Raw genomic sequence first — 26,490 nt, 5'->3', positions numbered from 1 at the left:
GCCATCCACCAGATCTGTTTTTACAGCTTTACGGATAAAGAAAAGCAGCCGGTTTCCCGACTGCTCTCTTTGGAAGACTATTCCGTTGTGTAAGGCAAAAGTGCGATTGTACGAGCGCGTTTGATTGCGATAGTCAAAGCGCGTTGGTATTTCGCAGAAGTACCAGTTACACGGCGAGGAAGGATTTTTCCACGCTCGCTGATGAACTTCTTCAGCGTCTCGATATCTTTATAATCAATGTGCTTGATTTTGTTTACTGTGAAGTAACAAACTTTACGGCGCTTGCCTTTGCCGCCTTTACCACGAGGAGCGAATTTGCGATCGCCGCGGTCTTCGCCATTGTTATCTCTTTTTTGGAAAGCCATTGTACTTTTCAGTCCTTTCTACTTTAGAATGGCAAATCATCATCCGATATGTCGATCGGTTTCCCGTCATCGATGAAAGGATCCTGCTGCTCGCGCGATCCACCGTAACGATTGCCCCCGCCTCCACCGCCACTACCTTGGCTAGCGTTAGCATTGTAAGAACCTGCACCTGAACCCTCTTCTCGATTGCCGCTGTTGCTGGACTCCAGGAAGCGAACATTATCGGCAACAATTTCAGTGACATAAACTTTCTTGCCCTCATTATTGTCGTAATTACGCACTTGAATGCGACCTTCCACTGCTGTCAGACGACCTTTACGCAAATAATTGGCACACGTTTCAGCAAGCTGTCTCCATGTTACAATATTGATAAAGTCAGCTTCGCGTTCTCTTGTTTGAGAGTTCGAAAACGGACGGTCTACAGCAAGTGTAAATTGGGTTACAGCTACTCCAGCTGGAGTATAACGAAGTTCTGGATCTCGGGTCAACCTACCGATAAGAATGACACGGTTCAACAAGGTAATTCCCCCCTGACGAAAATTCTAGCATGCATTAAGCTACGTCGTTAACGATTAAGTGACGAATAACTTCGTCCGAAATCTTCATTACGCGATCAAGTTCAGCTACGACAGCTGGCTCTGCGTTGAAGTGTACCAACACATAGTGACCGTCACGGAACTTATTGATCTCATACGCAAGGCGACGTTTACCCATCAGATCATGCTTGGAGATTTCGCCTCCACCGTTCGTGATGATGCCTTGGAACTTTTCTACAGTAGATTGAACTACTTCTTGTTCAACGTCAGTACGAATGATGTACATCAATTCATATTTGCGCATGTATTTCACCTCCTTTTGGACTAAGCGGCCCCCTAGTAAAGCTTGTATTAGCTTTAGGAGCAAGGAGCGAGAATTCTTTTTCAAAACTCGCACTCAAATACTATAGCAAATCTGTAGGCAGATTACAAGTCGATTTCACAAACATAAAAGGATGAAGCTGGTATTGGCATTTGCACATGCTGAGCTTTAATTTGGGCAATCTAATTTCGAGTGAAGATGAATGATTTAGAAAGGTGGATGACTATGGGCGAGTGGACACACTTTAATGCCGGAGATCATGTTCCCAATGACGGGGAGTACATTGAAATCGGCGAAAATGCGTTTCACATGGGCATTAGCAATCCAAAACGGGTTGTATTAAAAAAAGGGGATACGTTTCCGGAAAACAGTAACCATAACCGCAAATGGAAACGTAAAGACATGAAGCAGTAACTTGGAAAGCAAGGTGGAATCCGTATGAGAACTACCTTTACTTGGATGTTTACTTGCATTGGCGCTGCATTGTGTTTCATTCATTATGTCTTCCATGATCACGATGCCATTTATATGCTCTTCTATGCGCTGAGCATCCCTGCTTGGTTCGCATCGATCTCTACGAACATTTATGAAATATCGATGACCAAAATGCTGGTTATTTATGTTCTGACAATCGCTACTTGGGCGCTGGTCGGTTATATAATTGACCGTATTGCTTTTGGAGTTCGCAGAAGAAGCAGACAGTAAATTGTAATACCCCTAAACATTGTGCTTAGGGGTTTTTTCTTTTATATAAGATAACCAAAGCCACAGGTTCGTCGTTTCGGGTTTCGGTTTGTCCATCTGCGATCGGATACCTTGAGACTCTGGCCACCATTTATTTTTTGAATACTTTCTTTTCGGACATTTTTCCATCGCTGAAATATACAAAATCCACGTAATATCCCGGCTGATCCGATATGGCATATTCATATGTTTTTTTACCATTACTGTCGTTAACCAGCTTTCCTTTAGATCCTGTTAATTTTACAAGATCGTCATACGTGCTGGTAGCAGGCAGCTTCTCTTCCTGCGCTTTCGTTATGTTTGGCGGTGGCTCCGGATTCGCGGTCGCGGTCGTACCACCACCTGTGCCAGGCGATGCTGTTGCCGTCCCTCCCGCCGTTCCTCCACCAGTCGTGCCTGCAGTTGCTGTGGCGCCTGGAGAGGGCTGTACAGACGCTGTAGGGGCTGGACTCGCTGCTGGGCTCGTCCCCTCTTTCTTGGCGCAGCCTGTGGCGGTCATGGCCAGTACAAGCGCTATTGATATCCATACCTTCATTTCTGTTTACCTCCATTACGTTTTACATAGCAACGTTTATTCTCGGTTAATTTCATCTATTTTATCCCAAAAGAATTTTTCGTAATTGCAAGCTCTTTTTAGACACAGAAAAATGTTTCACGTGGAACTTAAAAAACAAAAAAACCTTCTAGCGTTAAACAAACGCAGAAGGTTTTCTTTTGTTACGGAAAGAGTGGGATTCGAACCCACGCACGCCTCGCGACGCCTAGCTGATTTCGAGTCAGCCCCCTTGGGCCTCTTGGGTACCTTTCCACAAAAGCGAGAACAGGACTTATTGTATCAAAAAAGTCATGCCCCCGCAAGTCCCTTTTTTAATTTTTTTAAACTGAGTTATCTTCCTTCATATCCGGGTTTGATCTCAGCACTTTTTTCAACTTGCTTTCGAATTTTGCCCTGGGGACTAAGACACTATGCTTGCAGCCTACACATTTGATGCGGATGTCCATACCCATGCGGATGATTTCCATTTCATTCGTACCGCAAGGATGCGGTTTCTTCATCTGCACAATATCCCCGAGCTGGTACTCCTTCTTTTCCATCTCAGTCCATTACCGCCCTTTCCGATTTTACAAATGTGACAACCTTCGGATACGGGATCTCAATACCGCTCGCATCCAATTGCTTCTTAATCTCAGCATTCATCCTTCTCGCTACTTCGGCGTGCGTATTCGGCTTGCACTCAGCAATAATTCGCAGCTTTAACTCCGAATTTCCGATCATTTGAACGCCGAGCACTTCGGGTTCTTTCACAATGTTACCCATCTGCTCGTGCACTTGCTTAACTGTTTCCTTTAACACCTCAATAGCTCGATCCAGATCAGCCTCATAGGAAATGGCAACATCAACGACAGCCAATGAGTTATATGTAGAAAAGTTCGTAACCTGCTTGATATTGCCGTTCGGTATGATGTGTACTTCACCTGTCCAACTTTTGACCCGTGTTACCCGAATGCCTATTTCTTCAACCGTGCCTTTGAATTGATCAATCTGAATGACATCGCCAACTCCGAATTGATCCTCGAAAATAATAAAGAAACCCGTAATCACATCTTTCACAAGACTCTGCGCACCAAAACCAATCGCTAACCCCAGAACACCAGCTCCCGCCAATAGTGGTCCTAAATTGACGCCTACCTGTCCGAGAATCAGTAGTATACATATGAGATTAACCGTATACGAGATCAAATTATGTATTAATCTTCCGATCGTATTCGTTCGCCTTACATCAAATTTAAGCGGCGACTTCTCTCGTGCGCTCATCATATGATTAATCATTTTATCAGCGATTTTGATACATACTCTGGCTGCAAAGTAAATGATAATAATTTTTACAACAATCCAAAACCCATTCGCCAACATTTCCGGATTACTAAAATGATCTCTCATCCATTGAACGACTTTAGTCACATACGTCATCCTTTGGCCCTCCTATATGCCATCAATCGTAACATATTTATCATCTTTTATAAAATAAATCCCCCTGATCTCTACCTTTTCCGATTCTATGATTTCTCTCACTACGGATAGATGTTCACCAGGGAATTCAATAGATAAAGCGCATCCAGCAGTAACTTCCTTTGGCGTCGGTCGAATGTCAATTTCGATATCCGCGTACTCTAGTAACATTTCTGCCCGCAGTGCTTGCTGTGTTGAATCAAAGGCAAGAAGCATGATTGAATTATTCAGGGAAAATCCTCCTCCCCTACGTATAAATGTCTCTATCTCTCCATATACTAGTAAAAAAAAAGTCGCAGCACTTGGAGGGATAAGATGAAATTCCAATTTGGTTTTGAATCGTCCAAAGATAAAGGAATTGAGCCGCTGAAAATTCAGCATACTGACGCTGATACGCCTGCTCTTCTCTCTAAACACTTACAAACTATTTTTAGTAAACTACCAACCTATCAACCTATCGTTATTATTTGCGTAGGTACAGATCGATCTACAGGCGATTCATTAGGCCCTCTTGTCGGCACTCATCTGCATAAAACCAACTTACGCCATCTCCATCTATTCGGCACCTTGGACGAGCCTGTCCATGCAATGAACTTAGCTGAAACGGTTGATAGCGTGCATAAGCAGTTCCAGAACCCTTTCATCGTCGCAGTCGATGCCTGCCTAGGGCAAGTATCCAGCGTAGGCTGTATCCAAGTTGCCGACGGCCCGCTCAAACCAGGTGCAGGCGTCAATAAAGATCTTCCACCTGTCGGCGATATTCACGTAACCGGTATTGTCAATGTAGGCGGCTTTATGGAATATTTCGTCTTGCAAAATACTCGGCTTAGTTTAGTTATGAATATGGCTAACGTGATTGGTGATGCGATTCATAGTGCACTCCGACGCGCTCAACCCTACTCTTCCAATGCTACGGCTGCTTTGAAGTTTGACTAATTGCCTGTTTTTCTTCCGGGCTTAGCGTATAGGTGGATTGCCCTTTTTGGACCGGCTTTGCATATAGATATGTTTGTTCGCGGCTGTGTATGCCCGTCATGATAACTCCATCCTGATGCTCATCCAACATCGCGATGGTAAAGCTCATATCGCTACCGCCCTCTGCAAAAGCGTTGTAACGGTGAATCCCTACTTTCGATTTCATCGACTTCATCGCTTCACGCATGTTTTCAACCTTGGCTGAAATCGTCGCCGATTCGGCCTTTTGTTGATTCAACTGCTCCTGAATACCTATGATCAAGTTCTCCATATTATCGGCCTGTGAGCCGTTGATCATTTTCAAGTACTGCTTTCTTAGTTTGGATAATTTGGACATAAGTACGATGACCATTACAAACAACACGATAATTAACGCCGCACATCCTACAATAACAAAATCACTATTCGAACCAAACAGTTCCCCCATGAACTATCCCTCTTTCTAATTATGCATACTGGAAGCTAATCTCTCTAACGGCATCAATCAGAGCATTAACTTCCTCATCTTTGGTGAAATAACCAATACTCGAGCGGACAGCGCCGGTCGCTAAAGTACCGGCTGTTTCATGCGCTAGAGGCGTGCAATGATAACCTGAACGCACTGCGATCTGAAACGATTGATCTAGAATGAAGGCTACTTCCGAAGAGTCCACTTGGTTAATATTGAACGAAACGATCCCTGTCTTATTTTGTCCAATGCCAGGACCCAGAATCGTCACTCCTTCAATTCCCAGCAATCCCTCCATCAGCATCTGGGTCTGACGCCATTCCTTTGCATGTATTTTTTCAACCGTTTCCGCTAAGACGAATTTTATTCCTTCGTTGAGCCCGGCGATACCAACCGTATTTTGGGTCCCCGCTTCATACCGATCTGGCCTTACTGTCGGTTGCAAAACAGCCTCAGACTGGCTACCTGTTCCACCATACATCAGAGGATCTAAATCAACATCTGGATGAATGTAGAGCCCCCCCGTCCCTTGAGGCCCTAGAAGCCCTTTATGACCCGGGAAAGCTAGCATATCTATATCCATATCTCCAACATGAATCGGGAGGACTCCAGCGCTTTGTGCGGCGTCTACAAGCAGCTTCACTCCACGTCCTTTGCAGATCCCTCCAATCTCTCCTACAGGCATGATCGTACCTAATAGATTTGAACTGTGATTTACAACTACAAGCTTCGTATTCGGCCTGAATGACCTTTCTAATTCACTTAATTCTATATAGCCTTCTGCGTTATGGCTTAAATATGTAATTTCAACGTTAGCGGTTGCTTTCAAATGTTCCAAAGGCCTCCGCACTGAATTGTGCTCTACATTTGTACATATTACATGATCGCCTGGCTTCACGAATCCTTTGATCGCCAGATTCAATGCATGCGTTGTGTTCAACGTAAAGCTTATATCGTTTGGATTTTTAATGCCGAATAATTTAGCTGCGTGCTTCCTTGTATCAAATAATACTCTGCTCGCCTGCACAGCCATCTGATGACTGCCTCTACCCGGGTTGGCCGCGTACTCTTGCATGCACTTCATCATGGCATCCATCACTGCAGGTGGTTTCGGCCAAGAGGAAGCTGCCTGATCAAAATAAATGATTTCACTCATCATTTCTCACCTCAAAAATATAGCATACCTTAGTTTAATCTTTCACTTAGAAAGAAAACCATCGGTATGCCATGTGAATTTTAAGAGATTTTACCTTGAAGCAGTTCTAACAGTCGGTTCAAATCATCTTTGGAATAATACAACAACTCAATCTTACCTTTATCTTGTTGGCTCTTAATTTTTACCGTTGTTCTGTAAATATCTCTTAGCTGGTCTTCAGCTTGGTGAATATAAGGATCCCTATTCTTCTCTTTTTGTTTAGGTTTTTCTTTTTCTTGTCCTGGCTGATCTTCAAGTCGTTTCACAGCTTCTTCAAGCTCGCGAACACTCCATTGCTTACTAATTGTTGCTTCAGCCAGTTCTTTCTTCACTTTATCGTCCTTCACGCCTACGATTGCCCTAGCATGCCCCATCGATAATGTTCCACGTGAAACATACTGTTTAATCGATTCAGGAAGTTGCAGCAACCGCAAAAAGTTTGCAATGTGGGAACGGCTCTTCCCTACTTTTGCGGAAAGCTCCTCCTGCGTCAATGAGAATTGATCAATGATTGCTTGGTAAGCTACAGCAATTTCAAGAGCATTTAAATCTTCACGCTGCACATTTTCAATAAGAGCAATTTCCATAACTTGTTGATCTGAAAAACTGCGTTCTACCGCAGGAATCGTCGGCAACCCGCATAGCTGAGATGCCCGGAAACGGCGTTCACCAGCAATAATCTCAAACCCTTTTAAAACCTTGCGAACAATGATGGGCTGAATGACACCGTGCTCTTTAATCGAATCAGATAATTCCTTGATGCTATCTTCATTGAAATTTTTTCGCGGCTGGTATGGATTCGCTCTTAGTTGTGCCAAAGGGATTTGAACCACTTTATCTGACTCATCAATATGTAAGGATGTAATTAATGCATCTAACCCTTTGCCTAAACCTTTACCCATTCCTTTTGTCATACAGAGATCACTTCCTTCGCAAGCTCCAGATACACTTCTGCTCCCTTGGATCTCGGATCATAGGTGATAATGGACTGCCCATGGCTCGGCGCCTCACTCAAGCGAACATTGCGTGGGATAATGGTTTGATATACTTTAGTCTGGAAATACTTCTTAACTTCCTCAATTACCTGAATACCAAGGTTTGTTCTGGCATCGAACATCGTCAGCAAGACACCTTCGATTTGAAGACCTGTATTAAGATGCTTCTGAACCAATCTTACTGTGTTCAACAGTTGACTAAGTCCTTCGAGCGCATAATATTCGCATTGAATTGGGATAATGACAGAATCAGCGGCAGTTAATGAGTTAATTGTTAAAATACCAAGCGACGGTGGACAATCAATGAGGATGTAATCATACATATGTTTCACTAATTGAAGAGATTTTTTTAGGCGAACCTCTCTTGAAATCGTTGGAACAAGCTCAATCTCTGCACCAGCGAGCTGAATCGTTGCTGGAATAATTTTGAGATTCTCAATATTTGTATCACATGTCGCATCTTTCGGATGAACATCATTTATTAGCACATCATAGATGCAGTTTGTGACATCAGCTTTATTAACACCGATCCCGCTGGTCGTATTCCCTTGCGGATCGATATCTACTAGCAGCACTCTCTTTCCTAACGAGGCCAGAGATGCTCCCAGGTTTACAGAAGTCGTTGTCTTTCCGACGCCACCCTTCTGATTCGTAATTGCTATTATTTTAGACAAAACCTAGTCACCTCAATCGCTTTTGTTCCAGAACTAAATTTAAAGAGTACTATTATCTTACCATATCTTCCATCTCGTTACCTTATTAAAATTTACTAGATTAAAAATAAAGAAACAAAAAAACGGCTTGCGCCGTTAAAGGAAGCAATAATTGCCTTATCTTTTAGGAATTTTAATAATGATTTCGTAATGATCCTCATGATCTTGTTCATGGGTATTAATATTTAAACCTGAGTTCGTTACCATCTCTACAGATTGACGAATTGTATTTAGAGCCAAACGCACATCTTTTGTAAAGGAAACTCGTTTGGATTTTTTAATCTTCGAAGCTTCTCTGAGGAAACTAATTCGCGCCTCGGTTTGCTTTACGTTCAATTCTTTCGTGATGATTTCCTCTAAAACCTTCAATTGCAGCTCTTCCTGATCCAAGGAAAGCAATGCACGAGCATGTCGTTCAGTAATCTTTCTTTCCATTAAAGCTAGTTTCACAGGTTCACTTAGATGAAGCAAACGAATTTTATTTGCGATCGTAGACTGACTTTTTCCAAGACGCTGAGCAAGACTCTCTTGGGTTAGATCATGCATTTCGATCAACTGCTGATACGCAGCAGCTTCTTCAATTGCAGTGAGTCCTTCCCGCTGCAGGTTCTCAATCAGTGCAATAGAAGCAGCTTGAGAATCATTGAACTCGCGAATAATTGCCGGGATCGTGTCTAAACCGAGCTTTCTAACAGCCCTAAGTCTGCGCTCTCCAGCAATCAACTCAAATGTATTGTTTTTCACCCTTACAACAATAGGTTGAATTACACCGTGCGTACGAATGGTCTGACAGAGTTCATCGATACGATCGTCATCAAAAACCGTTCTCGGTTGATAAGGACTCGGGATTATACTATTAACAGGAATGTTTTTCACTTCGTCCGAGGCATTAGAACGGTCAGCCAGGCCAAATAGTCTTGAAATTTGCTCTTTCATAGGAAAACTTACCACCAACTCTTCCCGTAGTTTAACTTCCAATACAAGCTGAAGAAGCTGTACCGGTAAAGGATGACGAGAATACTTATACAATAAATAATTCTCCGCTAATAGAGAATATCCTGCTTAAAAGGTTTGAACGTTTTTTGTATTGTTTCACGTGAAACATTTTCAAAATTTTATCAGCGGGTTTTTCAAAGGCGTACCCGCTTTACGCGGATATTTCCCGGGTGTGTTAGCAAGTTTCTCAATACGCACAAAGTGTCTAACAGAATCCTCAATTGGTAAACTCATTCTATCCACCTGCACTAAACGAGCTTTCAACTCAGATAAACTGAAAGAGGCTTCCTTCAATTCTTCTTCAATCTCAGAACCTTTCATTGCCACAAAGGTCCCTCCTTTTTTCACAAAGGGCAGGCAAAATTCATTCAGAACAGTGAGGCGGGCGACCGCACGAGCTGTCACCAAATCAAAGTGATCCCTGTATGCAGGCATCCGAGAAATATCCTCCGCTCTACCATGAACACATTCCACACCATTCAAACCTAACTGAGAGACTAGCTCACGCAAGAAGGAAATGCGTTTATTCAGAGAGTCAATAATAGTGACTTGAAGATGAGGAAAAGCAATTTTCAGAGGTACACTAGGGAACCCTGCACCAGAACCAATGTCTGCGAGTAGAGAGGCTTCGCCAATTGGAAAATAAAAAGAAAGAGAGAGAGAATCATAAAAATGCTTCATATAGACTTGTTCTCTCTCCGTGATTGCTGTCAAATTCATCTTTTCATTCCACTCGACTAGCGTCTTGTAATAGAGTTCGAATTGCTCCAATTGATCTGATGTTAATTGAATATTATGTTGCTGTAGTAGTTGAACGAACTGTTGTTGTATAGCATCCATATATGTTGGTTATCCTCTAGCCGCAGTAACGCGGTTGTAATGTTCGAGATATACGAGCAGGATGGAAATGTCGGCAGGCGTAACTCCCGAAATACGGGAAGCCTGACCGATGGAGACTGGGCGAATTTTGGCAAGCTTTTGCTTCGCTTCTGTAGCAATACCGTGGATATCACTATACTCGATATCATCAGGAATTTTCTTCTTCTCCATTTTCCGAAGTCGATCTACCTGAGCGAGCTGCTTCTCGATGTAACCCGCATACTTCACTTGAATCTCAACCTGCTCCTTCATTTCATCCGTCAGTTCCAAAGGTGACGCCGACATTTGTTCAACATGACGATATTCCACTTCCGGTCTGCGCAGCAAAGAAAGCACATCCACAGCATTATTCAGTTGAACACTCCCGACACTTTCAAGAATCTGCTGGACTTCCGGTTCAGGTCTTACTTTCGTCGTTTTCAAGCGTTCAATCTCTTGCTCAACCAAGTTCTTCTTATTTAAAAACGTTTCATAACGCTCATCGGTAATGAGCCCGATTTCGTGACCAATCGGCGTAAGACGAAGATCCGCATTGTCATGGCGAAGCAATAATCGATATTCCGCACGCGAAGTAAGCAGACGATAAGGCTCATTCGTACCTTTTGTTACAAGATCATCAATGAGAACACCGATATAGCCTTCAGAACGGTCTAAAATAACAGCTTCCTTTTCTTGCACTTTGCGCGCAGCGTTAATCCCAGCCATAATGCCTTGGCCCGCTGCTTCTTCATAACCAGACGTACCATTAATTTGGCCAGCCGTAAACAAGCCGCTCACCAGCTTCGTCTCCAAAGATGGTTTCAATTGCGTTGGAACTACAGCATCATATTCGATCGCGTAGCCGGTACGCATCATCTCCACTCGTTCCAATCCTGGAATCGAACGCAGAATGTTCAGCTGCACATCTTCCGGCATACTTGTGGAAAGACCCTGAACATAATATTCAGAAGTATTACGGCCTTCCGGCTCCAAGAAAATTTGATGTTTTGGCTTATCCGCAAAGCGAACAATTTTATCTTCAATTGAAGGGCAGTATCTTGGGCCTGTTCCTTCAATTGCGCCTGAGAACATTGGAGCACGATGGAGATTCGAATTAATAATGTCATGCGTCTGTTCCGACGTGTAGGTTAACCAACAAGGGAGTTGATCCGGTACGCCCTCTTTCGTTTCATAAGAGAAAAATTTAGGTTCAGCATCTCCGGGTTGAATTTCGGTCTTGTCAAAATCAATCGTATCTTTATGAACGCGCGGCGGCGTTCCTGTTTTAAAGCGAACGAGTTCCAAACCGAGCTTGCGCAGAGACTCCGACAACTTAACGGAAGGCTGTTGGTTATTCGGTCCGCTCTCATACATAAGTTCGCCCATAATCACTTTGCCGCGCAAATAAGTGCCTGTCGTTAAAACAACGGCCTTCGCATAATATTCGGCGCCTGTTTTCGTAATAACCCCTTTGCACACGTCGTCTTCAACGATAAGCTCCTCGGCCATACCTTGACGTAAAGTCAGGTTATCCGTTGCCTCGATCGTTTCTTTCATTTTATGCTGATATGAAAATTTATCCGCTTGCGCACGAAGCGCGTGCACAGCAGGACCTTTCCCTGTATTCAACATTCTCATTTGAATATAAGTTTTATCGATGTTGCGCCCCATTTCACCGCCAAGCGCATCGATCTCCCGAACAACGTGACCTTTAGCAGGCCCGCCGATTGACGGGTTGCAAGGCATGAATGCAACCATATCCAAATTGATGGTCAGCAGCAACGTGCTGCAGCCCATGCGCGCGGAAGCTAAAGCAGCTTCGCAGCCGGCATGGCCCGCGCCGATGACGATAACGTCATAATCTCCGGCATGATATCCCATTTAATTTGTTCCTCCCTCTTTTATGAAAACTCATTTTCATTATTATTTACCTAAACAGAATTGTGTAAAAATCTGATCAATCAAAGACTCGCCCACAGAGTCACCGATAATTTCACCCAACTGCTCCCATGCAGCGCGAATATCAATTTGTATCATATCTATAGGAATGTACTGTTCATTCGCTTCCAAAGCATCCACTAGCGATTGCTTCGCTTGCTTCAATAAGGCAATATGTCGAACATTGCTCACATAAGTAATATCGCTTGCTTCTAGTTTACCCTCAAAGAAGATCCCTGATATAGCTTTTTCCAAATCAGCGATTCCTTTGCCTTCTAACAACGACAACTCCACCACGCGTTCAGGCGCGAAGTAGTGATATACCGTTTCAACATCAATTCGGCGTTCCAAATCGATTTTATTTAAAATGACGATCGCTTGCCGCTTAGCAAGCTGCTGCATCAAAGCAAGCTCATCCAGCTGCAGCTCTTCACTGCTGTTGAGAACAAGCAGGATCAAATCCGCTTCTGCCAAAGCGGTTTTCGAACGCTCCACACCGATTTGTTCCACAATATCAGTCGTTTCGCGAATTCCCGCAGTATCCAGCAGCTTCAGCGGAATCCCGCCGACATTGACGAACTCCTCGATCACGTCTCTCGTCGTTCCAGGAATATCGGTCACAATCGCGCGATTCTCTTGTGCCAGCTCATTGAGCAGCGAGGATTTGCCGACATTGGGTCTCCCCACAATCGCCGTCTCGATGCCCTCGCGCAAAATTTTCCCTTGCTGAGCCGTATGCAGCAAGCGCTCAATTTCGGCCATGACGGTGTCACATTTATTCCGAATGAAAGCATTCGTCATCTCTTCCACGTCATGCTCCGGATAATCGATGTTCACTTCTACGTGTGCCATCAACTCAACCAATTGGTGGCGTAGAAGCTTGATCTGGCTCGACAACTTGCCCTCCACTTGCTTCAACGCCACCTTGAACGCCCGGTCGGACTTGGCCCGAATCAAATCGATGACCGCTTCCGCCTGAGTCAAATCAATCCGACCGTTCAAGAAAGCCCGCTTCGTGAACTCACCGGGCTCAGCCAAGCGGATCCCTTGCTGAAGCAGGAGATCCAGCACTTTCTTCACGGAAACAATGCCCCCGTGACAGCTCACTTCAACAACATCCTCCATCGTGAAAGAACGTGGAGCTTTCATAATCGTAACGAGAACCTCCTCCAACCTTTCGGAAGTAGCAGGCTCAACAATGTATCCATAATGTACAGTATGCGTCTGTGCAGCTGACAATTTCGTTTTGGAGCGGAAAACGCGTTCCACCAGAGGAACCGCATCATCACCACTCACACGAATAACCGATATTCCGCCTTCACCCAGCGGAGTCGAAATAGCGGCAATCGTATCCTTTAACATAACATTAACACCTCAAATAGGACTCATAGTGAGAAAACCTCTATTACAATCACATGCTTGAGAAGTGACCGCGAATAGAGGTTGGCTTTATAAAGAAAAAGCAATGACATGTACCGAAGTCATTGCGGACAACCATTATTTCAAGGCGATAACGACCCGACGATTCGGCTCTTCACCTTTGCTGTAAGTTTTAATGACGGGATGACCTTGAAGCTCGGCATGAATGATCTTGCGTTCCTGCGAGTTCATAGGTTCAAGAATGACCTCTTTTTTAGATTTCAACACGCGGTTAGCCAAGCGCACAGCCAGCTCTTCCAACGTCTTTTTCCGACGCTCACGGAATTGCTCGGCATCCAAAATAATACGGAAATGCGAATTCGCATACCGATTAGCAACAATATTGACCAAATACTGCAGCGCGTCCAGAGTTTGTCCTCTTTTACCGATAAGAATGCCTAACTCAGGGCCACTCAGGTTCAAAAGAATACCTTCTCGACTTTTCTGCTGATCTATGGTGATGGAAATTTGCATCGTCTTGAAGATATCTTGTAAAAAAAGTATCGCTTCCTCAAGCGGATCCGGAATCAATTCGAGCTCGACTTTGGCCTCTTTCGAACCAAAAATACCGAACAGCCCTCTTGAAGGTTGCTCCAAGATGTGAACATGAACACGGTCCTCAGATACCTGCCATTGGGAAAGTCCGGATTTTACCGCATCCTCAATGGTTTTTCCAGTCACCACGATTTTTTTCATTTGGACAGGCCACCCTTATTATTTTGAGATCCTTGAGAACCTTGAGATCCAGGAGCACCATAAATAAAGTAAGACTGAACTATGGTGAAGATGTTACCGTATATCCAATACAGCGGTAGTGCTGCTGCAAAATTCATCGACATGACGAAAATCATAACCGGGAAAATAAAGAGCAAGCTCTTCATTTGCTGGTTCATCTGTGAAGACATGAACTTCTGTTGAACGAACGTTGTGATCGCGGCCAAAATCGGAAGAATGTAATAATGATCCGGTTGACCAAGGTTCATCCATAAGAACGAATGCTCACGAATGTGATCATTGCGCATAATCGCTTGATAGAGAGCAATCAGAATCGGCATTTGCACGATAATCGGGAAACAACCAGCCAGAGGATTTACACCATTTTGCTGGAACAGTTTCATCGTCTCTTCTTGCTGCTTTTTCGCATCATCTTTATATTTCTCTTTAACCTTCTTCATTTCCGGCTGCAATTCCTGCATGCGCTTGGAGCTCTTATACTGCTTCAGCGTCAATGGAAGAATGATAAGACGGATAATCATCGTTACAACCAAAATCGATAATCCGTATTGTCCCCATAGATGAGCTGCGAACCAGTCTAGGGTCCAGGAAAGCGGAAACACAAAGTATTTGGTGAAAAAACCAGCGGTAGCCGGATCAATCGGTGCCGTTGTGCTGGAGTGTGTGCTACAACCGGTCAGTAACAGGAACAAGGCTGCTACAGATGCGAGCATATAGAGTCGTCGACGAGTCAAAATGAGATCCTCCTAAGTATCTTTTCCAACTTAAACTATACCACAACTTTACCATGCAAGGAAATAACAAGCTATCTTTTTGTGGACTCGTTTCTTTTATATAAAGAAGCTTTTCGAATGACATGAAAAATGCTCTTTTCCATCTGTGCATAATCCATGTCGGCAGCAGGTTTCCTGACAATCAGAATATAGTCGTATTGGACGGCCAGCTGCTCTTTATTCAGCCTGACAATTTCTTTAATCATCCGCCGCAGGCGATTTCTAACGACAGCGTTGCCCACCTTTTTGCTAACCGAGATGCCCAGTCGAAACTGCTCGATCTTAGGCTGCGGCAAATAATATAGTACAAACTGATGATTCGCCATCGATTTTCCGTATCGATATACTTTATTGAAGTCTTCCCTTTTCGCCAATCGATAAGTTTTTTCCACAGATATGTCGCTCCAGACAGATTACTTCTTTAATAAAATTGCGAACCGCTCATCTTAACAGCATTCACAGAAAATGAAAGGTTCAAACGCCCTCCATCCTCCAAAGAGCACAAAAAAAAGCCCCTTTCGGAGCCTCTTCTTACGCGCTTAGTACTTTTCTGCCTTTTAGACGACGAGCGCTCAGCACTTTACGGCCGTTCTTCGTGCTCATTCTTTTACGGAAGCCGTGGTTCTTCTTGCGCTTTCTCGTATTAGGGTTAAACGTTGGACCCATCTATAGCACCTCCTTGCCGACGAGGATATATCCATCCTACTAAATTTCTTTATTCATTAAATCATTTTCGTGCTTGAAAGTCAACCTGCCCGAGTGTTTAGGGGAAGTAATCATTTTTGGAAATTCGACAGCCGCAGAACAACCTGTGAATAATTTATTCATCCACAATCGAGAATATTGTCGAAAGTTAACAACCTATCAACAATATCTTGTGGTGTGAATAAAACCTATGCACAACTTATGGAGATTGTGGATAATATCAAAGAATCCGTTGATTATCAAGTAATCTTTTGATAAGATGATTATGTTTCTGTTGTGGATAGACCTCAACCACCCTCTATTTTATCAACAACCTGTGGATAACATTGTGAACAATTTTCCCTCTTATTGAATAAGTCATTTCGACCAATCCTTATTAATGTGGATAAATCGACAAAAGCTGATCTCGTTAGACACCAGCTTTTTTTCTCTCTGGCCTTATATGCCACACGTTTTGAATTTCAAAGGAGTGAGTTACTGTGGAAGGCCATACTACTGACCTATGGCAGCAAGTCCTGACAATCATCCAAACCAAACTCAGTAAACCCAGCTTCGATACCTGGTTGAAATCCACCAAAGCGACGGTATTTAACGATACGACTGTCGTCATCTGTGCACCTAACAATTTCGCGCGTGAATGGCTGGAAAGCCGCTACACCAAGCTTATTGAAGGAACGATCTACGATTTTACCGGCAAGCATGTCGAAGTGAAATTTACGATCGAAACCGACGAGCACAAGTCTCAGCCTGCCGCAGCTGCCCAAGCTGTGATTCCGCCGAAAGGTCCGGCAATTGTGTCGACGGAAGAAAATTTCACGAATATGATGAATGCCAGGTATACCTTTGATACGTTCGTCATCGGATCCGGCAACCGTTTTGCGCATGCAGCCTCACTCGCTGTCGCGGAAGCGCCGGCCAAAGCTTATAATCCCCTATTTCTCTACGGAGGAGTCGGATTAGGAAAAACGCATTTAATGCACGCCATCGGCCATTATGTTTTGGAACATAATCCGGAAGCGCGTGTTTTATATATTTCATCCGAGAAATTTACGAATGAATTCATTAATGCTGTCCGCGATAACCGCGGCGAAGGCTTTCGTAATAAATACAGGACGATTGATGTGCTGCTGATTGACGATATTCAATTCCTCGCGGGGAAAGAAGGTACGCAGGAGGAATTTTTCCATACATTCAATGCGCTACATGAGGAAGGTAAACAAATTATTATCTCAAGTGACCGACCGCCCAAAGAAATTCCAACATTGGAAGACCGCTTACGCTCCAGGTTCGAATGGGGGCTCATAACCGATATTCAACCGCCAGATTTAGAGACGCGGATTGCCATTTTACGCAAAAAAGCCAAGGCCGAGAACCTCGAAATCCCGAATGAAGCGATGATTTATATCGCCAATCAGATCGATACCAACATTCGTGAGCTGGAAGGCGCGCTCATCCGCGTTGTGGCTTATTCCTCGCTCATTAATCAAGATATAACGGTACATCTGACAGCCGAAGCATTGAAGGATATTATTCCTTCGAGCAGGCCCAAAGTCATTACCATTCAAGATATTCAGCAGCGCGTCGGTGAGTTCTACGGGTTAAAGCTGGAGGATTTCAAAGCGCGGAAACGTACGAAGGCTGTTGCTTTCCCGCGGCAAGTCGCCATGTACCTGGCTCGCGAGCTGACTGATTTCTCATTGCCCAAAATCGGCGAAAATTTCGGCGGGCGCGACCATACGACCGTCATTCACGCCCATGAGAAAATCTCCGAATCGCTCAAAAACGATCAGGAGCTTTACAAGGTCATACAAAATCTAATCGAGCGGATCAAAAACCCTTCTTGATAACTAACCGATTACACAAAGCCTATGCACAATCTATACACATGTGGATAGGCTTGATTTATGAAGGGGTTCGTCCACATATCCACATATCCAGGCCCCCTACTGCTATTACTAATAAAAAATGTTATTATAAAATGAATATGCTAACGCACCGATAAAAAGAACCACAGGAGTGAAAATATGAAATTAACCATACTCAAAGACCATTTGATCGAATCCATCGGTCATGTTTCTAAGGCGATTTCCAGCCGTACAACTATTCCTATTCTTACAGGGATCAAAATAGATGCTACTTTAAGCGGTGTTACCTTAACGGCAAGCGATACGGATATTTCTATTCAAAGCTTCACGCCTACGGAAAATGGGAATATTAAAATTATCGATCTCTTCCAAGCTGGCAGCGTTGTTCTCCCTGCTAAGTTTTTTGTGGAGATCATTCGTAAACTACCTTCGCAAAATATTGAGATCGAAGTCGGTCAGCATTTTCAAACAACAATTCGTTCAGGCTCTTCCGAAATTCAAATTATGGGACTTGATCCGGATGAATATCCGCTGCTCCCTGAAATTGAAGAGAACAAAATGATTCGTCTTCCAAGCGATCTGCTTAAAACGATGATCAAACAGACATCCTATGCCGTCTCGACCAATGAATCGACACCGATTCTGACAGGTGTTCTTTGGAACATTTCAGGCAATAAGCTGAAATTTATCGGCTGCGACCGCCACCGCCTGGCCAGCAGAGAAGTAACGATAGACAACGATGCCGCGGCTAACCTGCAGAATATTGTTATCTCCGGGCGTACGCTGAACGAGCTTAGCAAAATTTTGCCGGATCAAAACTCTCTTATAGATATCGTTATTTCGGACAATCAAGTTTTATTCAAGATTCATTCAATTCTTTTTTATACTCGTATATTGGACGGTACTTATCCGGATACATCCAAGTTGATTCCGCAATCGTACCAGACGGAGCTCGTCGTTCCGACCAAAGAGCTTGCTGAAGCGATTGACCGGGCGTACCTATTGTCCAAAGAAGACAAAACGAATATCGTCAAAATGATTATGCGCGAGGATCAAACGATCGAGATTTCTTCCAGCTCTTCCGAGCTCGGCAAAGTCACGGAGCAAATTGAGCTGCAGAGCATCAAAGGTGACCTGCTGCGTATTTCGTTTAACTCCAAATACATGCTCGACGCCTTGAAAGTTCTGGATTCGGACTATATCCACATCGGCTTTACCGGTGCGATGCAGCCAATCATTATGAAACCTGAAGATTCAACCAATATCATTCAGTTAATCTTGCCATACCGCACGACGAACTAAAGGAGCATACAACGTTGAAACAAATCGCGATCCGCACCGACTATATCACCCTAGGTCAGTTTCTAAAGCTTGCTGACTGTATATCCACAGGTGGACAAGCTAAATTTTTTGCGCTGGAAACGAAAATTGAAGTGAACGGGCAAGCTGAAAACCGCAGAGGACGGAAACTGGTTCCGCGTGATGTTGTTAGCGTAGAGGGTTTCGGGCAGTTTGAAGTCATAAGCTCCTGATCGCTTACGCGTTCTGGCACCCGGGAGGACCATTATGTTTTTAACCAAGCTGGCGCTCAGCCACTACCGGAACTATGAGCAAATCGAGCTGACAACGGACAGTAACGTCAATATATTCGTGGGTCCTAATGCACAAGGGAAAACAAACCTGTTGGAATCGATCTATGTGCTGGCGATGACCAAGTCACACCGGACCCACCAGGATAAGGAATTGATCGGCTGGAATAAAGAGCACACACAGCTGCATGCAGAAGTTACCAAAAGGTACGGCAGCTGCAAGTTGGACCTCGCTATTTCGACCAAAGGTAAAAAAGCCAAGATCAATGGGCTCGAACAAAAAAAGCTGAGTAATTTCATCGGTGCCTTGAACGTCGTTATGTTTGCCCCGGAAGACCTTGAGATCGTCAAAGGTACGCCAGGTGTGCGCCGCCGGTTTTTGGATATGGAGATCGGACAAGTACAGCCCTCATATCTCTATGATCTATCTCAGTATCAAAAAATTCTGCTTCAGCGAAACAATTATTTAAAGCAGGCATTCCCGGGAAAAAGCTCTCCAGATGCCATGCTGGACATTTGGAACGAACAATTAGCCCAGTATGGTGTTAAAATTATGAAAAAACGTCAAAGCTTTATTAAGAAGCTTCAACAGTGGGCGGAAACGATCCATAGAGGGATAACGAATGACAGTGAGGAACTCACAATCCGCTATGCCCCCTCTTTTGATATGCAGCATTTTGAAGATGAATCTGTTTTATTAGAGCAATTTATGATAAAGTTAACACAGGTTAAAGATCAGGAACTTCGAAGAGGTGTCTCGCTAGTAGGCCCTCATCGCGACGATCTTCTTTTTTTCATCAATGGTAAAGAGGTACAGACGTTTGGTTCGCAAGGGCAGCAGCGCACGACAGCGCTATCCCTGAAGTTGGCGGAAATCGAGCTGATTCATGAGGAAGTCGGCGAGTATCCGCTCCTTTTGCTGGACGATGTATTGTCGGAGCTAGATGAATATAGGCAGACGCAACTGATCCGTACGTTCCAACAAAAAGTCCAAACGTTTATTACGACGACAGGTCTGGAAAGTGTCCATTTGGACCAACTGGATCATGCTTCGGTGTTCCATGTTTTGAAAGGAAATGTAAACGGTAGGAGCTGAAAACATGTTTATTCATTTGGGCGGCGAAAAAATTATAAGAGCTTCCGAACTGATTGCTATATTTGATCTCTCTGTAGAGAAGTCTTCCAAAATATCCAAACAGTTTATTCAGCAGGCTGAAAAAGATAAGAAAATCGAGCACATCGGAGAAGAAGAGTGCAAATCGCTCGTCGTTACGCAGAGCAAGGTGTACTACTCGCCCATTTCCTCGATGACTTTGAAAAAGAGAGCTCATCAATTGTTAACGAACTAACTTTTTTGACTATAAAAAAGCAGGTGGAGATTAGCATGTCTGTGAATCAAAATACGTATGATGAGAATCAGATTCAGGTACTGGAAGGATTAGAGGCTGTCCGTAAACGCCCAGGTATGTATATCGGTTCGACCGGCTCCCGAGGTCTTCATCATCTCGTGTGGGAGGTTGTCGATAACAGTATCGACGAGGCTTTGGCCGGTTTTTGTACGAAGATCGACATCATCGTTCACAAGGATAATAGTATTACAGTGATTGATAACGGTCGGGGTATCCCTGTCGGTATGAACGCGAAGTTGCAGCGCCCAACCCTTGAGGTCGTTCTTACGGTCCTTCATGCCGGCGGTAAATTTGGCGGCGAAGAGTCCGGATATAAGGTGTCAGGGGGCTTGCACGGTGTAGGTATCTCTGTCGTGAACGCGTTATCCGAACTAGTGACGGTAACCGTCAAGCGTGATGGCATCATTCATCAGCAAGAGTACCGCCGCGGCACGCCGCAGTACGATGTGAAGGCTATCGGCGAGACGGAAGAGACCGGTACGACGGTTTCGTTCAAGCCGGATCCGGAAATTTTCAAAGAAACAACGGAATACGATTACGATATCCTCCAATCTAGAATCCGCGAGCTCGCCTTCTTGAATAAAGGCATTGAGATCAACTTGCTGGATGAACGTACGGATACGGCGAATACATTCCTGTATGAAGGCGGTATCGTTTCCTTCGTTGAGTACCTGAACCGGAATCGGGAAGCGGTTAACCAAACGCCGATCTATGTCGAAGGTTCCAAGGATAATATTTCGATCGAGATCGCGCTGCAATATAACGATAGCTATACGGAGAACATTTATTCGTTTGCGAACAACATCAACACTCATGAAGGCGGAACGCACGAGTCCGGCTTCAAAAGCGCGTTAACGCGGATTTTGAACGATTATGCTCGTAAATCGAACTCGATTAAAGACAGCGATGCGAATCTTTCCGGCGATGATGTCCGTGAAGGTCTTGCAGCCATTATCTCTGTGAAAATTCCGGAGCCGCAGTTCGAAGGACAGACGAAGACCAAGCTCGGAAACAGTGAAGTTCGCGGAATTGTGGAGTCGTTGTTTGCTGAGAAGCTCCAAGAGTTCTTGGAGGAGAACCCGGCCGTTGCCAAGCGAATTATTGAAAAAGGGGTTCAAGCAGCGCGAGCTCGTGAAGCTGCGCGTAAAGCCAGAGAACTGACCCGCCGCAAAAGCGCATTGGAAGTCAGCTCACTGCCAGGTAAACTGGCGGACTGCTCCTCCAAAGATGCGTCGATCAGCGAAATCTATATCGTAGAGGGTGACTCTGCGGGCGGATCTGCTAAGCAAGGACGGGATCGCCATTTCCAGGCGATTTTGCCGCTCCGCGGTAAGATTCTGAACGTGGAGAAAGCCAGACTGGATAAAATTTTATCCAACACTGAGATTCGCGCGATGATTACAGCTTTCGGCACCGGGATCAGCGATGATTTTGATATTGCCAAAGCGCGTTATCACAAAATCATCATCATGACTGACGCGGACGTGGACGGCGCGCACATTCGTACCCTGCTGCTTACCTTTTTCTACAGATACATGAAAAACTTGATTGAATACGGTTATGTCTATATTGCCCAACCTCCACTTTATAAATTGGAGCGCAACAAAACGGTTCGCTATGCTTATAACGATAAGCAAAGAGAAGCGATTATGCAGGAATTCGGCGATAGCGTGAAAGTCAATGTACAACGTTACAAAGGTTTGGGCGAGATGAATCCGGAACAGCTGTGGGAAACAACCATGGATCCGGAGAGCCGTACCCTCCTTCAAGTGACGATTGAGGATGCGATTGAAGCTGACGCGATATTTGATACGCTGATGGGCGACAATGTGGAACCGCGCAGAGATTTTATCGAGGAACATGCGAAATACGTGAAGAATTTGGATTTCTAATTTCGACGTCTTAGGCGTTGCAATCGATGTAAGCTTTCAGGAGGAACATTCATGAGCGAAGAATTACATTCGCAAGTCAAAGAGATCGATATTGGCACGGAGATGCGCACGTCCTTTATGGACTACGCGATGAGCATTATCGTAAGCCGGGCGCTGCCTGATGTAAGAGACGGGCTCAAGCCTGTTCATAGACGTATTTTATTTGCGATGTCCGAACTGGGGATGTCACCCGACAAGCCTTACAAGAAATCGGCAAGGATCGTCGGCGAAGTTATCGGTAAGTACCATCCGCACGGTGACAGCGCCGTTTATGAAACGATGGTCCGTATGGCCCAAGACTTCTCCCTGCGCTACATGCTGGTTGACGGCCACGGGAACTTCGGTTCCATTGACGGTGACTCCGCCGCGGCGATGCGTTATACGGAAGCGCGCTTGTCCAAGATCGCCATGGAGCTTTTGCGCGATATCAACAAAGAAACGATTGATTATGCGCCTAACTATGACGGCGAAGAGCAAGAGCCTGTCGTATTGCCTTCGCGTTTTCCAAACTTGCTGGTTAACGGCAGCTCCGGAATCGCTGTAGGTATGGCGACCAACATCCCTCCGCATAACTTGCGCGAGGTCATTGAAGGCATTCAGATGCTCATTGAGCATCCGGACGTCACGCCTCTAGAACTTATGGCAGCGATTAAAGGACCGGACTTCCCAACCGGTGGATACATTCTTGGCCGGGAAGGCATTCGTCAAGCGTATAGCACGGGCAGAGGCTCTGTCACGATGCGCGCTAAGACGCTAATTGAAGAGAATAACAATAAAGCTAGAATTATTGTTAACGAGCTTCCCTACCAAGTGAACAAAGCTAGATTAATTGAGAAGATTGCAGAACTTGTTCGCGAGAAAAAAATCGAGGGCATCACGGATCTCCGCGATGAGTCCGACCGCAACGGGATGCGAATTGTTATTGAACTGCGCCGCGACGTCAATCCTAGCGTAGTTCTGAACAATTTGTTCAAACAGACGGCGATGCAATCGAACTTCGGTATCATCATGTTGGCCCTGGTCAACGGCGAGCCGAAAGTATTGAACTTGCGTGACATGCTTTACTATTACCTGAAGCATCAGCAGGAAGTTATTCGCCGCAGAACCGAGTATGATCTGCGCAAAGCTGAAGCGCGCGCTCATATCCTGGAAGGCTTGCGCATTGCGCTGGATCATTTGGATCAAGTCATTGCGCTCATCCGTTCTTCCCGAACGACGGAAGAAGCTAGAGATGGCCTCATGAGCACGTTCCAGCTAAGCCTGGAGCAAGCGCAAGCCATTCTCGATATGCGCCTGCAGCGCTTGACTGGATTAGAGCGCGAGAAGATTGAAGCGGAGTACGCGGAGTTGATGAAGAAAATCGCCGAGTACAAAGCTATTCTCGCGGACGAGCAGCTGATCCTGGCGATCATCAGCGAAGAGCTGAAAGAGATCAAAGAGAAATTCGGCGATGAACGACGTTCAGAAATCACAATCGGTGAGGAAAGCATCGAAGATGAAGACCTTATCCCGCGTGAAGATGTCGTTATTACCATTACCCATACAGGTTACATCAAGCGTTTGCCAGTTACGACGTATCGCAGCCAAAAGCGCGGCGGACGGGGTGTCGTTGGCATGGATACCAAAGATGATGACTTTGTGGAACATTTGTTCGTGACGAACTCACATCACTTCCTGATGTTCTTCACAAACAAAGGTAAAGTGTACCGCTTGAAAGCTTATGAGATTCCAGATCTCAGCAGAACGGCGCGTGGTACGCCAATCATCAACTTGATTCAAATCGAACAGGGCGAAACCATTAATGCGGTGATTCCGGTAGAAAGCTTCGAGACCGAGCAATACCTCTTCTTCGCGACGAAGCAAGGTATCGTGAAGAAAACACCTATTGATGATTACTCCAACATTCGTAAAGGCGGCTTAATTGCGATTAACTTGCGCGATGACGACGATCTTATCGGCGTTAAGCTGACAGACGGCAATCAGGGAATCATTATGGGTACCAGACTTGGTATGTCCATTCACTTCCCAGAACAAGATGTCCGCCCAATGGGCCGATCTGCGACAGGGGTAAAAGGTATTCACCTCGACAATGACGATTCCGTTATTGATATGGACGTTGTGCATGAGGATAACAGTGTACTTATCGTAACGACCAAAGGTTTCGGTAAACGTACGCCTGTCTCTGAGTATCGTATCCAAACACGCGGCGGTAAAGGTATTAAGACCTTGAATGTCACCGATAAGAATGGTCCGATTGTTGGACTTAAAGTGGTTCAGAATGATGAGGACCTGATGATTATTACAGCATCGGGTACAATTATCCGGACGAGCATGGACGGCATTTCCATGATGGGACGTAATACTCAGGGTGTTAGACTGATTAATATTCGTGAAGACGATGAAGTGGGAACACTCGCTCGCGTGCAAAAAAACGAAGAGCAAAACGAGAATCAGGAAGACGAAGACGGCCTATCTGAGGAAAACGGCAGCGAAGAGTAATGAAATGTTGGGATGGGGGCTTACAAACCCATCCCTTTTAATTTACAATATAACCTATACGAATAAGTAAGGTGAGTGAAAAATGTGCCGACGGTAGCTGTTACACAAGTGAGGACTGGGGAAAAACTAGGCGATAATGTAACGACAAAGCTGGGCAACACGCTCTTTCATAAAGGTAAGATACTGACAGATAGAGATATTGAAGTGTTAAAAGCTTTTCTGATTTCTTCTGTTTATATCGAATCCAGGTCATCTGCCGAAGCTGAAGTAGGGACGGAAGAAGTGAAAACGGCAGAAGGGTCAGCCCCCCCACCATTCCTTGCCGAGTATCAAAACATGTTGACTTTATTAAAACGCCTCTTCCATTTAGCTAATGGAGGACAACCCCTCCCGATCTTTGATATCCGTACAAGACTAGAGGCGCTGATTCAGCATATAGATGCATACAAAGTGCTTACTTTTGTTCCTAAGAACTCATTGCTTCAGGATTTCGTCTATCACAACAGCATCATGGTCAGTTTAACCTCCTACTTGCTGGCTAAATGGCATGGCCTCCCACAGAAGGATTTGATGCAAATTGCGCTAGCCGGGCTTCTGCACGATATCGGAATGGCTAAGGTGGATTACGCTATTGTCGAAAAGAAAAACAAGCTGACCGTCCAAGAAATGGATGAGGTTAAGCAGCATACATTGATGGGTTATCAAATATTAAAAAATATTACAGCTATTAACGACGGCGTAAAATTAAGCGCCTTACAGCACCATGAACGTGAAGATGGGTCCGGGTATCCCTTAGCTGTTAAAGGCGACAAAATCCACATATACGCCAAAATAGTGATGATTGCCGATATCTATCACGCCATGACAAGTGACAGGTTCTATCGTACTGGGCAATCCCCATATCTAGCATTAGAGCAGCTCTTTACTGAGTCATTCGGCAAGGTAGATCCGACACTTGTGCAAGTGCTAATTAATAAATTGACACAGATCAGCAATGGAACGCTTGTTAAGCTGAGCGATGACCGGATCGGTGAAATTGTATTCTCAGACCGTTCCAATCCTACCCGACCTTGGGTGAATGTGAATGGCCAAATCGTGAATTTAGCTGTTGATAGAAGGCTCTGGATTCAGGATGTATTAGGTGTAATATAAAGTTTAAAATGCTTCGCTAATCCCCTTTGTTGGCTTAAATGCAGCAAAGGGGAATTTTTTTTTAAAAAAGCTTGCATTCTTTTTCTGGGTTTGGTATATTACTCCTTGTCGCTTCGGAAGCCCGATCGAGAAAAAGAATTTGAAAAGAAATTAAAAAAGTTCTTGCAATCGAGTAGGCAGATGTGATATATTAATCAAGTCGCTTTTGAAGGCGATGTGATTATGAAAGCAATTGTTCTTTGAAAACTGAACAACGAGTGAGAAGCAAGTCGAGCAATCGACTCTAAACTTTAAAAGAGATTAACAATCTCGTCAGC

30 protein-coding genes and 1 tRNA gene are annotated in these 26,490 nt (G+C 44.6%); 11 read left to right on the top strand and 20 right to left on the bottom strand.

Features of this window, described 5'->3' with window-relative positions; translation table 11 throughout:
- Positions 1 to 77: 77 nt before the first annotated feature.
- The 3 genes from rpsR to rpsF are packed head-to-tail and all read right to left on the bottom strand — an operon-like array spanning position 78 to position 1,205.
- Positions 78 to 365, bottom strand: a complete 288-nt coding sequence (rpsR, locus tag O9139_RS28815; protein WP_270885184.1) for a 30S ribosomal protein S18 — start codon at positions 363 to 365, stop codon at positions 78 to 80.
- A gap of 23 nt (positions 366 to 388) precedes the next feature.
- The gene (gene ssb / locus O9139_RS28810; RefSeq protein ID WP_270885183.1) at positions 389 to 883 is read right to left on the bottom strand and encodes a single-stranded DNA-binding protein; all 495 of its coding nucleotides are present in this window, start codon (positions 881 to 883) and stop codon (positions 389 to 391) included.
- Between the two features lie 34 nt (positions 884 to 917).
- Positions 918 to 1,205 (bottom strand): 30S ribosomal protein S6, encoded by a 288-nt coding sequence (rpsF, locus tag O9139_RS28805; RefSeq protein WP_270885182.1) that lies wholly within the window; start codon positions 1,203 to 1,205, stop codon positions 918 to 920.
- Between the two features lie 243 nt (positions 1,206 to 1,448).
- Here rpsF and O9139_RS28800 point away from each other — a divergent pair, with 243 nt between their 5' ends.
- Together O9139_RS28800 and O9139_RS28795 are read left to right on the top strand one after the other, a co-directional pair.
- Positions 1,449 to 1,637: a YjzC family protein gene (locus tag O9139_RS28800; RefSeq protein ID WP_270885181.1), complete on the top strand. Its 189-nt coding sequence runs from the start codon at positions 1,449 to 1,451 to the stop codon at positions 1,635 to 1,637.
- A 24-nt stretch (positions 1,638 to 1,661) separates the two neighbouring features.
- A complete protein-coding gene (locus O9139_RS28795) occupies positions 1,662 to 1,928 on the top strand; it encodes a hypothetical protein (protein ID WP_270885180.1) in 267 nt (88 codons plus the stop codon).
- Positions 1,929 to 2,058: 130 nt separating this feature from the next.
- Here the strand turns inward: O9139_RS28795 and O9139_RS28790 are convergent, their stop codons facing one another.
- The 5 genes from O9139_RS28790 to O9139_RS28770 all read right to left on the bottom strand — a co-directional run bounded on the left by O9139_RS28790 (position 2,059) and on the right by O9139_RS28770 (position 4,194).
- Positions 2,059 to 2,502, bottom strand: coding sequence for a hypothetical protein (locus O9139_RS28790; protein WP_270885179.1), 444 nt, complete (start codon positions 2,500 to 2,502; stop codon positions 2,059 to 2,061).
- A gap of 185 nt (positions 2,503 to 2,687) precedes the next feature.
- Positions 2,688 to 2,775: transfer RNA gene (locus tag O9139_RS28785), tRNA-Ser, on the bottom strand.
- Positions 2,776 to 2,843: 68 nt separating this feature from the next.
- Entirely contained in the window at positions 2,844 to 3,062 is a 219-nt protein-coding gene (locus O9139_RS28780; protein WP_270885178.1) for a DUF951 domain-containing protein, read from the bottom strand.
- A 1-nt stretch (position 3,063) separates the two neighbouring features.
- On the bottom strand, positions 3,064 to 3,939 hold the full coding sequence (locus O9139_RS28775; RefSeq protein WP_270885177.1) for a mechanosensitive ion channel family protein: 876 nt from the start codon (positions 3,937 to 3,939) through the stop codon (positions 3,064 to 3,066).
- A gap of 12 nt (positions 3,940 to 3,951) precedes the next feature.
- The gene (locus tag O9139_RS28770; RefSeq protein WP_270885373.1) at positions 3,952 to 4,194 is read right to left on the bottom strand and encodes a DUF3343 domain-containing protein; all 243 of its coding nucleotides are present in this window, start codon (positions 4,192 to 4,194) and stop codon (positions 3,952 to 3,954) included.
- Between the two features lie 99 nt (positions 4,195 to 4,293).
- Between O9139_RS28770 and yyaC the strand changes: the two genes are divergently transcribed.
- Complete coding sequence (gene yyaC, locus O9139_RS28765; RefSeq protein ID WP_270885176.1) at positions 4,294 to 4,914, top strand: spore protease YyaC; 621 nt, start codon at positions 4,294 to 4,296, stop codon at positions 4,912 to 4,914.
- Here the strand turns inward: yyaC and O9139_RS28760 are convergent.
- The 12 genes from O9139_RS28760 to rpmH all read right to left on the bottom strand — a co-directional run bounded on the left by O9139_RS28760 (position 4,889) and on the right by rpmH (position 15,689).
- Complete coding sequence (locus tag O9139_RS28760) at positions 4,889 to 5,380, bottom strand: DUF4446 family protein (RefSeq protein WP_270885175.1); 492 nt, start codon at positions 5,378 to 5,380, stop codon at positions 4,889 to 4,891. The two genes, yyaC and O9139_RS28760, sit on opposite strands and share 26 nt — an antisense overlap.
- A gap of 19 nt (positions 5,381 to 5,399) precedes the next feature.
- Positions 5,400 to 6,560 carry an aminotransferase class V-fold PLP-dependent enzyme gene (locus tag O9139_RS28755; RefSeq protein ID WP_377525686.1) on the bottom strand — a complete coding sequence of 387 codons (1,161 nt, stop codon included), beginning with the start codon at positions 6,558 to 6,560 and terminating at the stop codon, positions 5,400 to 5,402.
- 77 nt (positions 6,561 to 6,637) lie between these two features.
- Entirely contained in the window at positions 6,638 to 7,498 is an 861-nt protein-coding gene (locus O9139_RS28750) for a ParB/RepB/Spo0J family partition protein (protein ID WP_270885372.1), read from the bottom strand.
- An 8-nt stretch (positions 7,499 to 7,506) separates the two neighbouring features.
- The gene (locus tag O9139_RS28745; protein WP_270885173.1) at positions 7,507 to 8,265 is read right to left on the bottom strand and encodes a ParA family protein; all 759 of its coding nucleotides are present in this window, start codon (positions 8,263 to 8,265) and stop codon (positions 7,507 to 7,509) included.
- A gap of 156 nt (positions 8,266 to 8,421) precedes the next feature.
- Complete coding sequence (gene noc / locus O9139_RS28740) at positions 8,422 to 9,240, bottom strand: nucleoid occlusion protein (RefSeq protein ID WP_270885172.1); 819 nt, start codon at positions 9,238 to 9,240, stop codon at positions 8,422 to 8,424.
- Between the two features lie 171 nt (positions 9,241 to 9,411).
- Positions 9,412 to 10,140, bottom strand: a complete 729-nt coding sequence (gene rsmG / locus O9139_RS28735; protein WP_270885171.1) for a 16S rRNA (guanine(527)-N(7))-methyltransferase RsmG — start codon at positions 10,138 to 10,140, stop codon at positions 9,412 to 9,414.
- Between the two features lie 9 nt (positions 10,141 to 10,149).
- Positions 10,150 to 12,039: a tRNA uridine-5-carboxymethylaminomethyl(34) synthesis enzyme MnmG gene (gene mnmG, locus O9139_RS28730; RefSeq protein ID WP_270885170.1), complete on the bottom strand. Its 1,890-nt coding sequence runs from the start codon at positions 12,037 to 12,039 to the stop codon at positions 10,150 to 10,152.
- Positions 12,040 to 12,081: 42 nt separating this feature from the next.
- A complete protein-coding gene (mnmE, locus tag O9139_RS28725; protein WP_270885169.1) occupies positions 12,082 to 13,458 on the bottom strand; it encodes a tRNA uridine-5-carboxymethylaminomethyl(34) synthesis GTPase MnmE in 1,377 nt (458 codons plus the stop codon).
- Positions 13,459 to 13,593: 135 nt separating this feature from the next.
- Entirely contained in the window at positions 13,594 to 14,211 is a 618-nt protein-coding gene (jag, locus tag O9139_RS28720) for an RNA-binding cell elongation regulator Jag/EloR (protein ID WP_270885168.1), read from the bottom strand.
- Positions 14,208 to 14,984: a membrane protein insertase YidC gene (yidC, locus tag O9139_RS28715; RefSeq protein WP_377525692.1), complete on the bottom strand. Its 777-nt coding sequence runs from the start codon at positions 14,982 to 14,984 to the stop codon at positions 14,208 to 14,210. The genes jag and yidC overlap by 4 nt, the downstream gene beginning before the upstream one ends.
- Positions 14,985 to 15,055: 71 nt before the next feature.
- A complete protein-coding gene (gene rnpA / locus O9139_RS28710; protein ID WP_270885167.1) occupies positions 15,056 to 15,415 on the bottom strand; it encodes a ribonuclease P protein component in 360 nt (119 codons plus the stop codon).
- A gap of 139 nt (positions 15,416 to 15,554) precedes the next feature.
- Entirely contained in the window at positions 15,555 to 15,689 is a 135-nt protein-coding gene (gene rpmH / locus O9139_RS28705) for a 50S ribosomal protein L34 (protein WP_163947939.1), read from the bottom strand.
- Positions 15,690 to 16,207: 518 nt separating this feature from the next.
- Between rpmH and dnaA the strand changes: the two genes are divergently transcribed.
- The 8 genes from dnaA to O9139_RS28665 all read left to right on the top strand — a co-directional run bounded on the left by dnaA (position 16,208) and on the right by O9139_RS28665 (position 26,173).
- Complete coding sequence (gene dnaA, locus O9139_RS28700; protein WP_270885166.1) at positions 16,208 to 17,572, top strand: chromosomal replication initiator protein DnaA; 1,365 nt, start codon at positions 16,208 to 16,210, stop codon at positions 17,570 to 17,572.
- A 180-nt stretch (positions 17,573 to 17,752) separates the two neighbouring features.
- Positions 17,753 to 18,895, top strand: coding sequence for a DNA polymerase III subunit beta (gene dnaN, locus O9139_RS28695; RefSeq protein WP_270885165.1), 1,143 nt, complete (start codon positions 17,753 to 17,755; stop codon positions 18,893 to 18,895).
- A gap of 14 nt (positions 18,896 to 18,909) precedes the next feature.
- A complete protein-coding gene (yaaA, locus tag O9139_RS28690) occupies positions 18,910 to 19,125 on the top strand; it encodes a S4 domain-containing protein YaaA (RefSeq protein WP_270885164.1) in 216 nt (71 codons plus the stop codon).
- A gap of 34 nt (positions 19,126 to 19,159) precedes the next feature.
- Complete coding sequence (recF, locus tag O9139_RS28685) at positions 19,160 to 20,278, top strand: DNA replication/repair protein RecF (RefSeq protein ID WP_270885163.1); 1,119 nt, start codon at positions 19,160 to 19,162, stop codon at positions 20,276 to 20,278.
- Between the two features lie 4 nt (positions 20,279 to 20,282).
- On the top strand, positions 20,283 to 20,531 hold the full coding sequence (gene remB, locus O9139_RS28680; protein WP_270885162.1) for an extracellular matrix regulator RemB: 249 nt from the start codon (positions 20,283 to 20,285) through the stop codon (positions 20,529 to 20,531).
- A gap of 35 nt (positions 20,532 to 20,566) precedes the next feature.
- A complete protein-coding gene (gene gyrB, locus O9139_RS28675; RefSeq protein ID WP_270885161.1) occupies positions 20,567 to 22,483 on the top strand; it encodes a DNA topoisomerase (ATP-hydrolyzing) subunit B in 1,917 nt (638 codons plus the stop codon).
- 51 nt (positions 22,484 to 22,534) lie between these two features.
- Positions 22,535 to 25,021, top strand: a complete 2,487-nt coding sequence (gyrA, locus tag O9139_RS28670) for a DNA gyrase subunit A (RefSeq protein ID WP_270885160.1) — start codon at positions 22,535 to 22,537, stop codon at positions 25,019 to 25,021.
- 84 nt (positions 25,022 to 25,105) lie between these two features.
- Entirely contained in the window at positions 25,106 to 26,173 is a 1,068-nt protein-coding gene (locus tag O9139_RS28665) for an HD-GYP domain-containing protein (protein ID WP_270885159.1), read from the top strand.
- The last annotated feature ends 317 nt before the right edge of the window (positions 26,174 to 26,490 follow it).

It is taken from the genome of Paenibacillus aestuarii (assembly GCF_027789125.1).
GTDB classification, from domain to species: domain Bacteria; phylum Bacillota; class Bacilli; order Paenibacillales; family NBRC-103111; genus Paenibacillus_E; species Paenibacillus_E aestuarii.
This window is presented reverse-complemented; position numbering and strand designations above follow the sequence as displayed.

Coding starts and splice junctions, on each gene's coding strand:
- rpsR (WP_270885184.1), bottom strand. CDS start 365: ATGGCTTTCCAAAAAAGAGATAACAATGGCGAAGACCGCGGCGATCGC.
- rpsF (WP_270885182.1), bottom strand. CDS start 1,205: ATGCGCAAATATGAATTGATGTACATCATTCGTACTGACGTTGAACAA.
- O9139_RS28800 (WP_270885181.1), top strand. CDS start 1,449: ATGGGCGAGTGGACACACTTTAATGCCGGAGATCATGTTCCCAATGAC.
- O9139_RS28795 (WP_270885180.1), top strand. CDS start 1,662: ATGAGAACTACCTTTACTTGGATGTTTACTTGCATTGGCGCTGCATTG.
- O9139_RS28790 (WP_270885179.1), bottom strand. CDS start 2,502: ATGAAGGTATGGATATCAATAGCGCTTGTACTGGCCATGACCGCCACA.
- O9139_RS28780 (WP_270885178.1), bottom strand. CDS start 3,062: ATGGAAAAGAAGGAGTACCAGCTCGGGGATATTGTGCAGATGAAGAAA.
- O9139_RS28775 (WP_270885177.1), bottom strand. CDS start 3,939: ATGACGTATGTGACTAAAGTCGTTCAATGGATGAGAGATCATTTTAGT.
- O9139_RS28770 (WP_270885373.1), bottom strand. CDS start 4,194: ATGCTTCTTGCCTTTGATTCAACACAGCAAGCACTGCGGGCAGAAATG.
- yyaC (WP_270885176.1), top strand. CDS start 4,294: ATGAAATTCCAATTTGGTTTTGAATCGTCCAAAGATAAAGGAATTGAG.
- O9139_RS28760 (WP_270885175.1), bottom strand. CDS start 5,380: ATGGGGGAACTGTTTGGTTCGAATAGTGATTTTGTTATTGTAGGATGT.
- O9139_RS28755 (WP_377525686.1), bottom strand. CDS start 6,560: ATGATGAGTGAAATCATTTATTTTGATCAGGCAGCTTCCTCTTGGCCG.
- O9139_RS28750 (WP_270885372.1), bottom strand. CDS start 7,498: ATGGGTAAAGGTTTAGGCAAAGGGTTAGATGCATTAATTACATCCTTA.
- noc (WP_270885172.1), bottom strand. CDS start 9,240: ATGAAAGAGCAAATTTCAAGACTATTTGGCCTGGCTGACCGTTCTAAT.
- rsmG (WP_270885171.1), bottom strand. CDS start 10,140: ATGGATGCTATACAACAACAGTTCGTTCAACTACTACAGCAACATAAT.
- mnmG (WP_270885170.1), bottom strand. CDS start 12,039: ATGGGATATCATGCCGGAGATTATGACGTTATCGTCATCGGCGCGGGC.
- mnmE (WP_270885169.1), bottom strand. CDS start 13,458: ATGTTAAAGGATACGATTGCCGCTATTTCGACTCCGCTGGGTGAAGGC.
- jag (WP_270885168.1), bottom strand. CDS start 14,211: ATGAAAAAAATCGTGGTGACTGGAAAAACCATTGAGGATGCGGTAAAA.
- rpmH (WP_163947939.1), bottom strand. CDS start 15,689: ATGGGTCCAACGTTTAACCCTAATACGAGAAAGCGCAAGAAGAACCAC.
- dnaN (WP_270885165.1), top strand. CDS start 17,753: ATGAAATTAACCATACTCAAAGACCATTTGATCGAATCCATCGGTCAT.
- recF (WP_270885163.1), top strand. CDS start 19,160: ATGTTTTTAACCAAGCTGGCGCTCAGCCACTACCGGAACTATGAGCAA.
- remB (WP_270885162.1), top strand. CDS start 20,283: ATGTTTATTCATTTGGGCGGCGAAAAAATTATAAGAGCTTCCGAACTG.
- gyrB (WP_270885161.1), top strand. CDS start 20,567: ATGTCTGTGAATCAAAATACGTATGATGAGAATCAGATTCAGGTACTG.
- gyrA (WP_270885160.1), top strand. CDS start 22,535: ATGAGCGAAGAATTACATTCGCAAGTCAAAGAGATCGATATTGGCACG.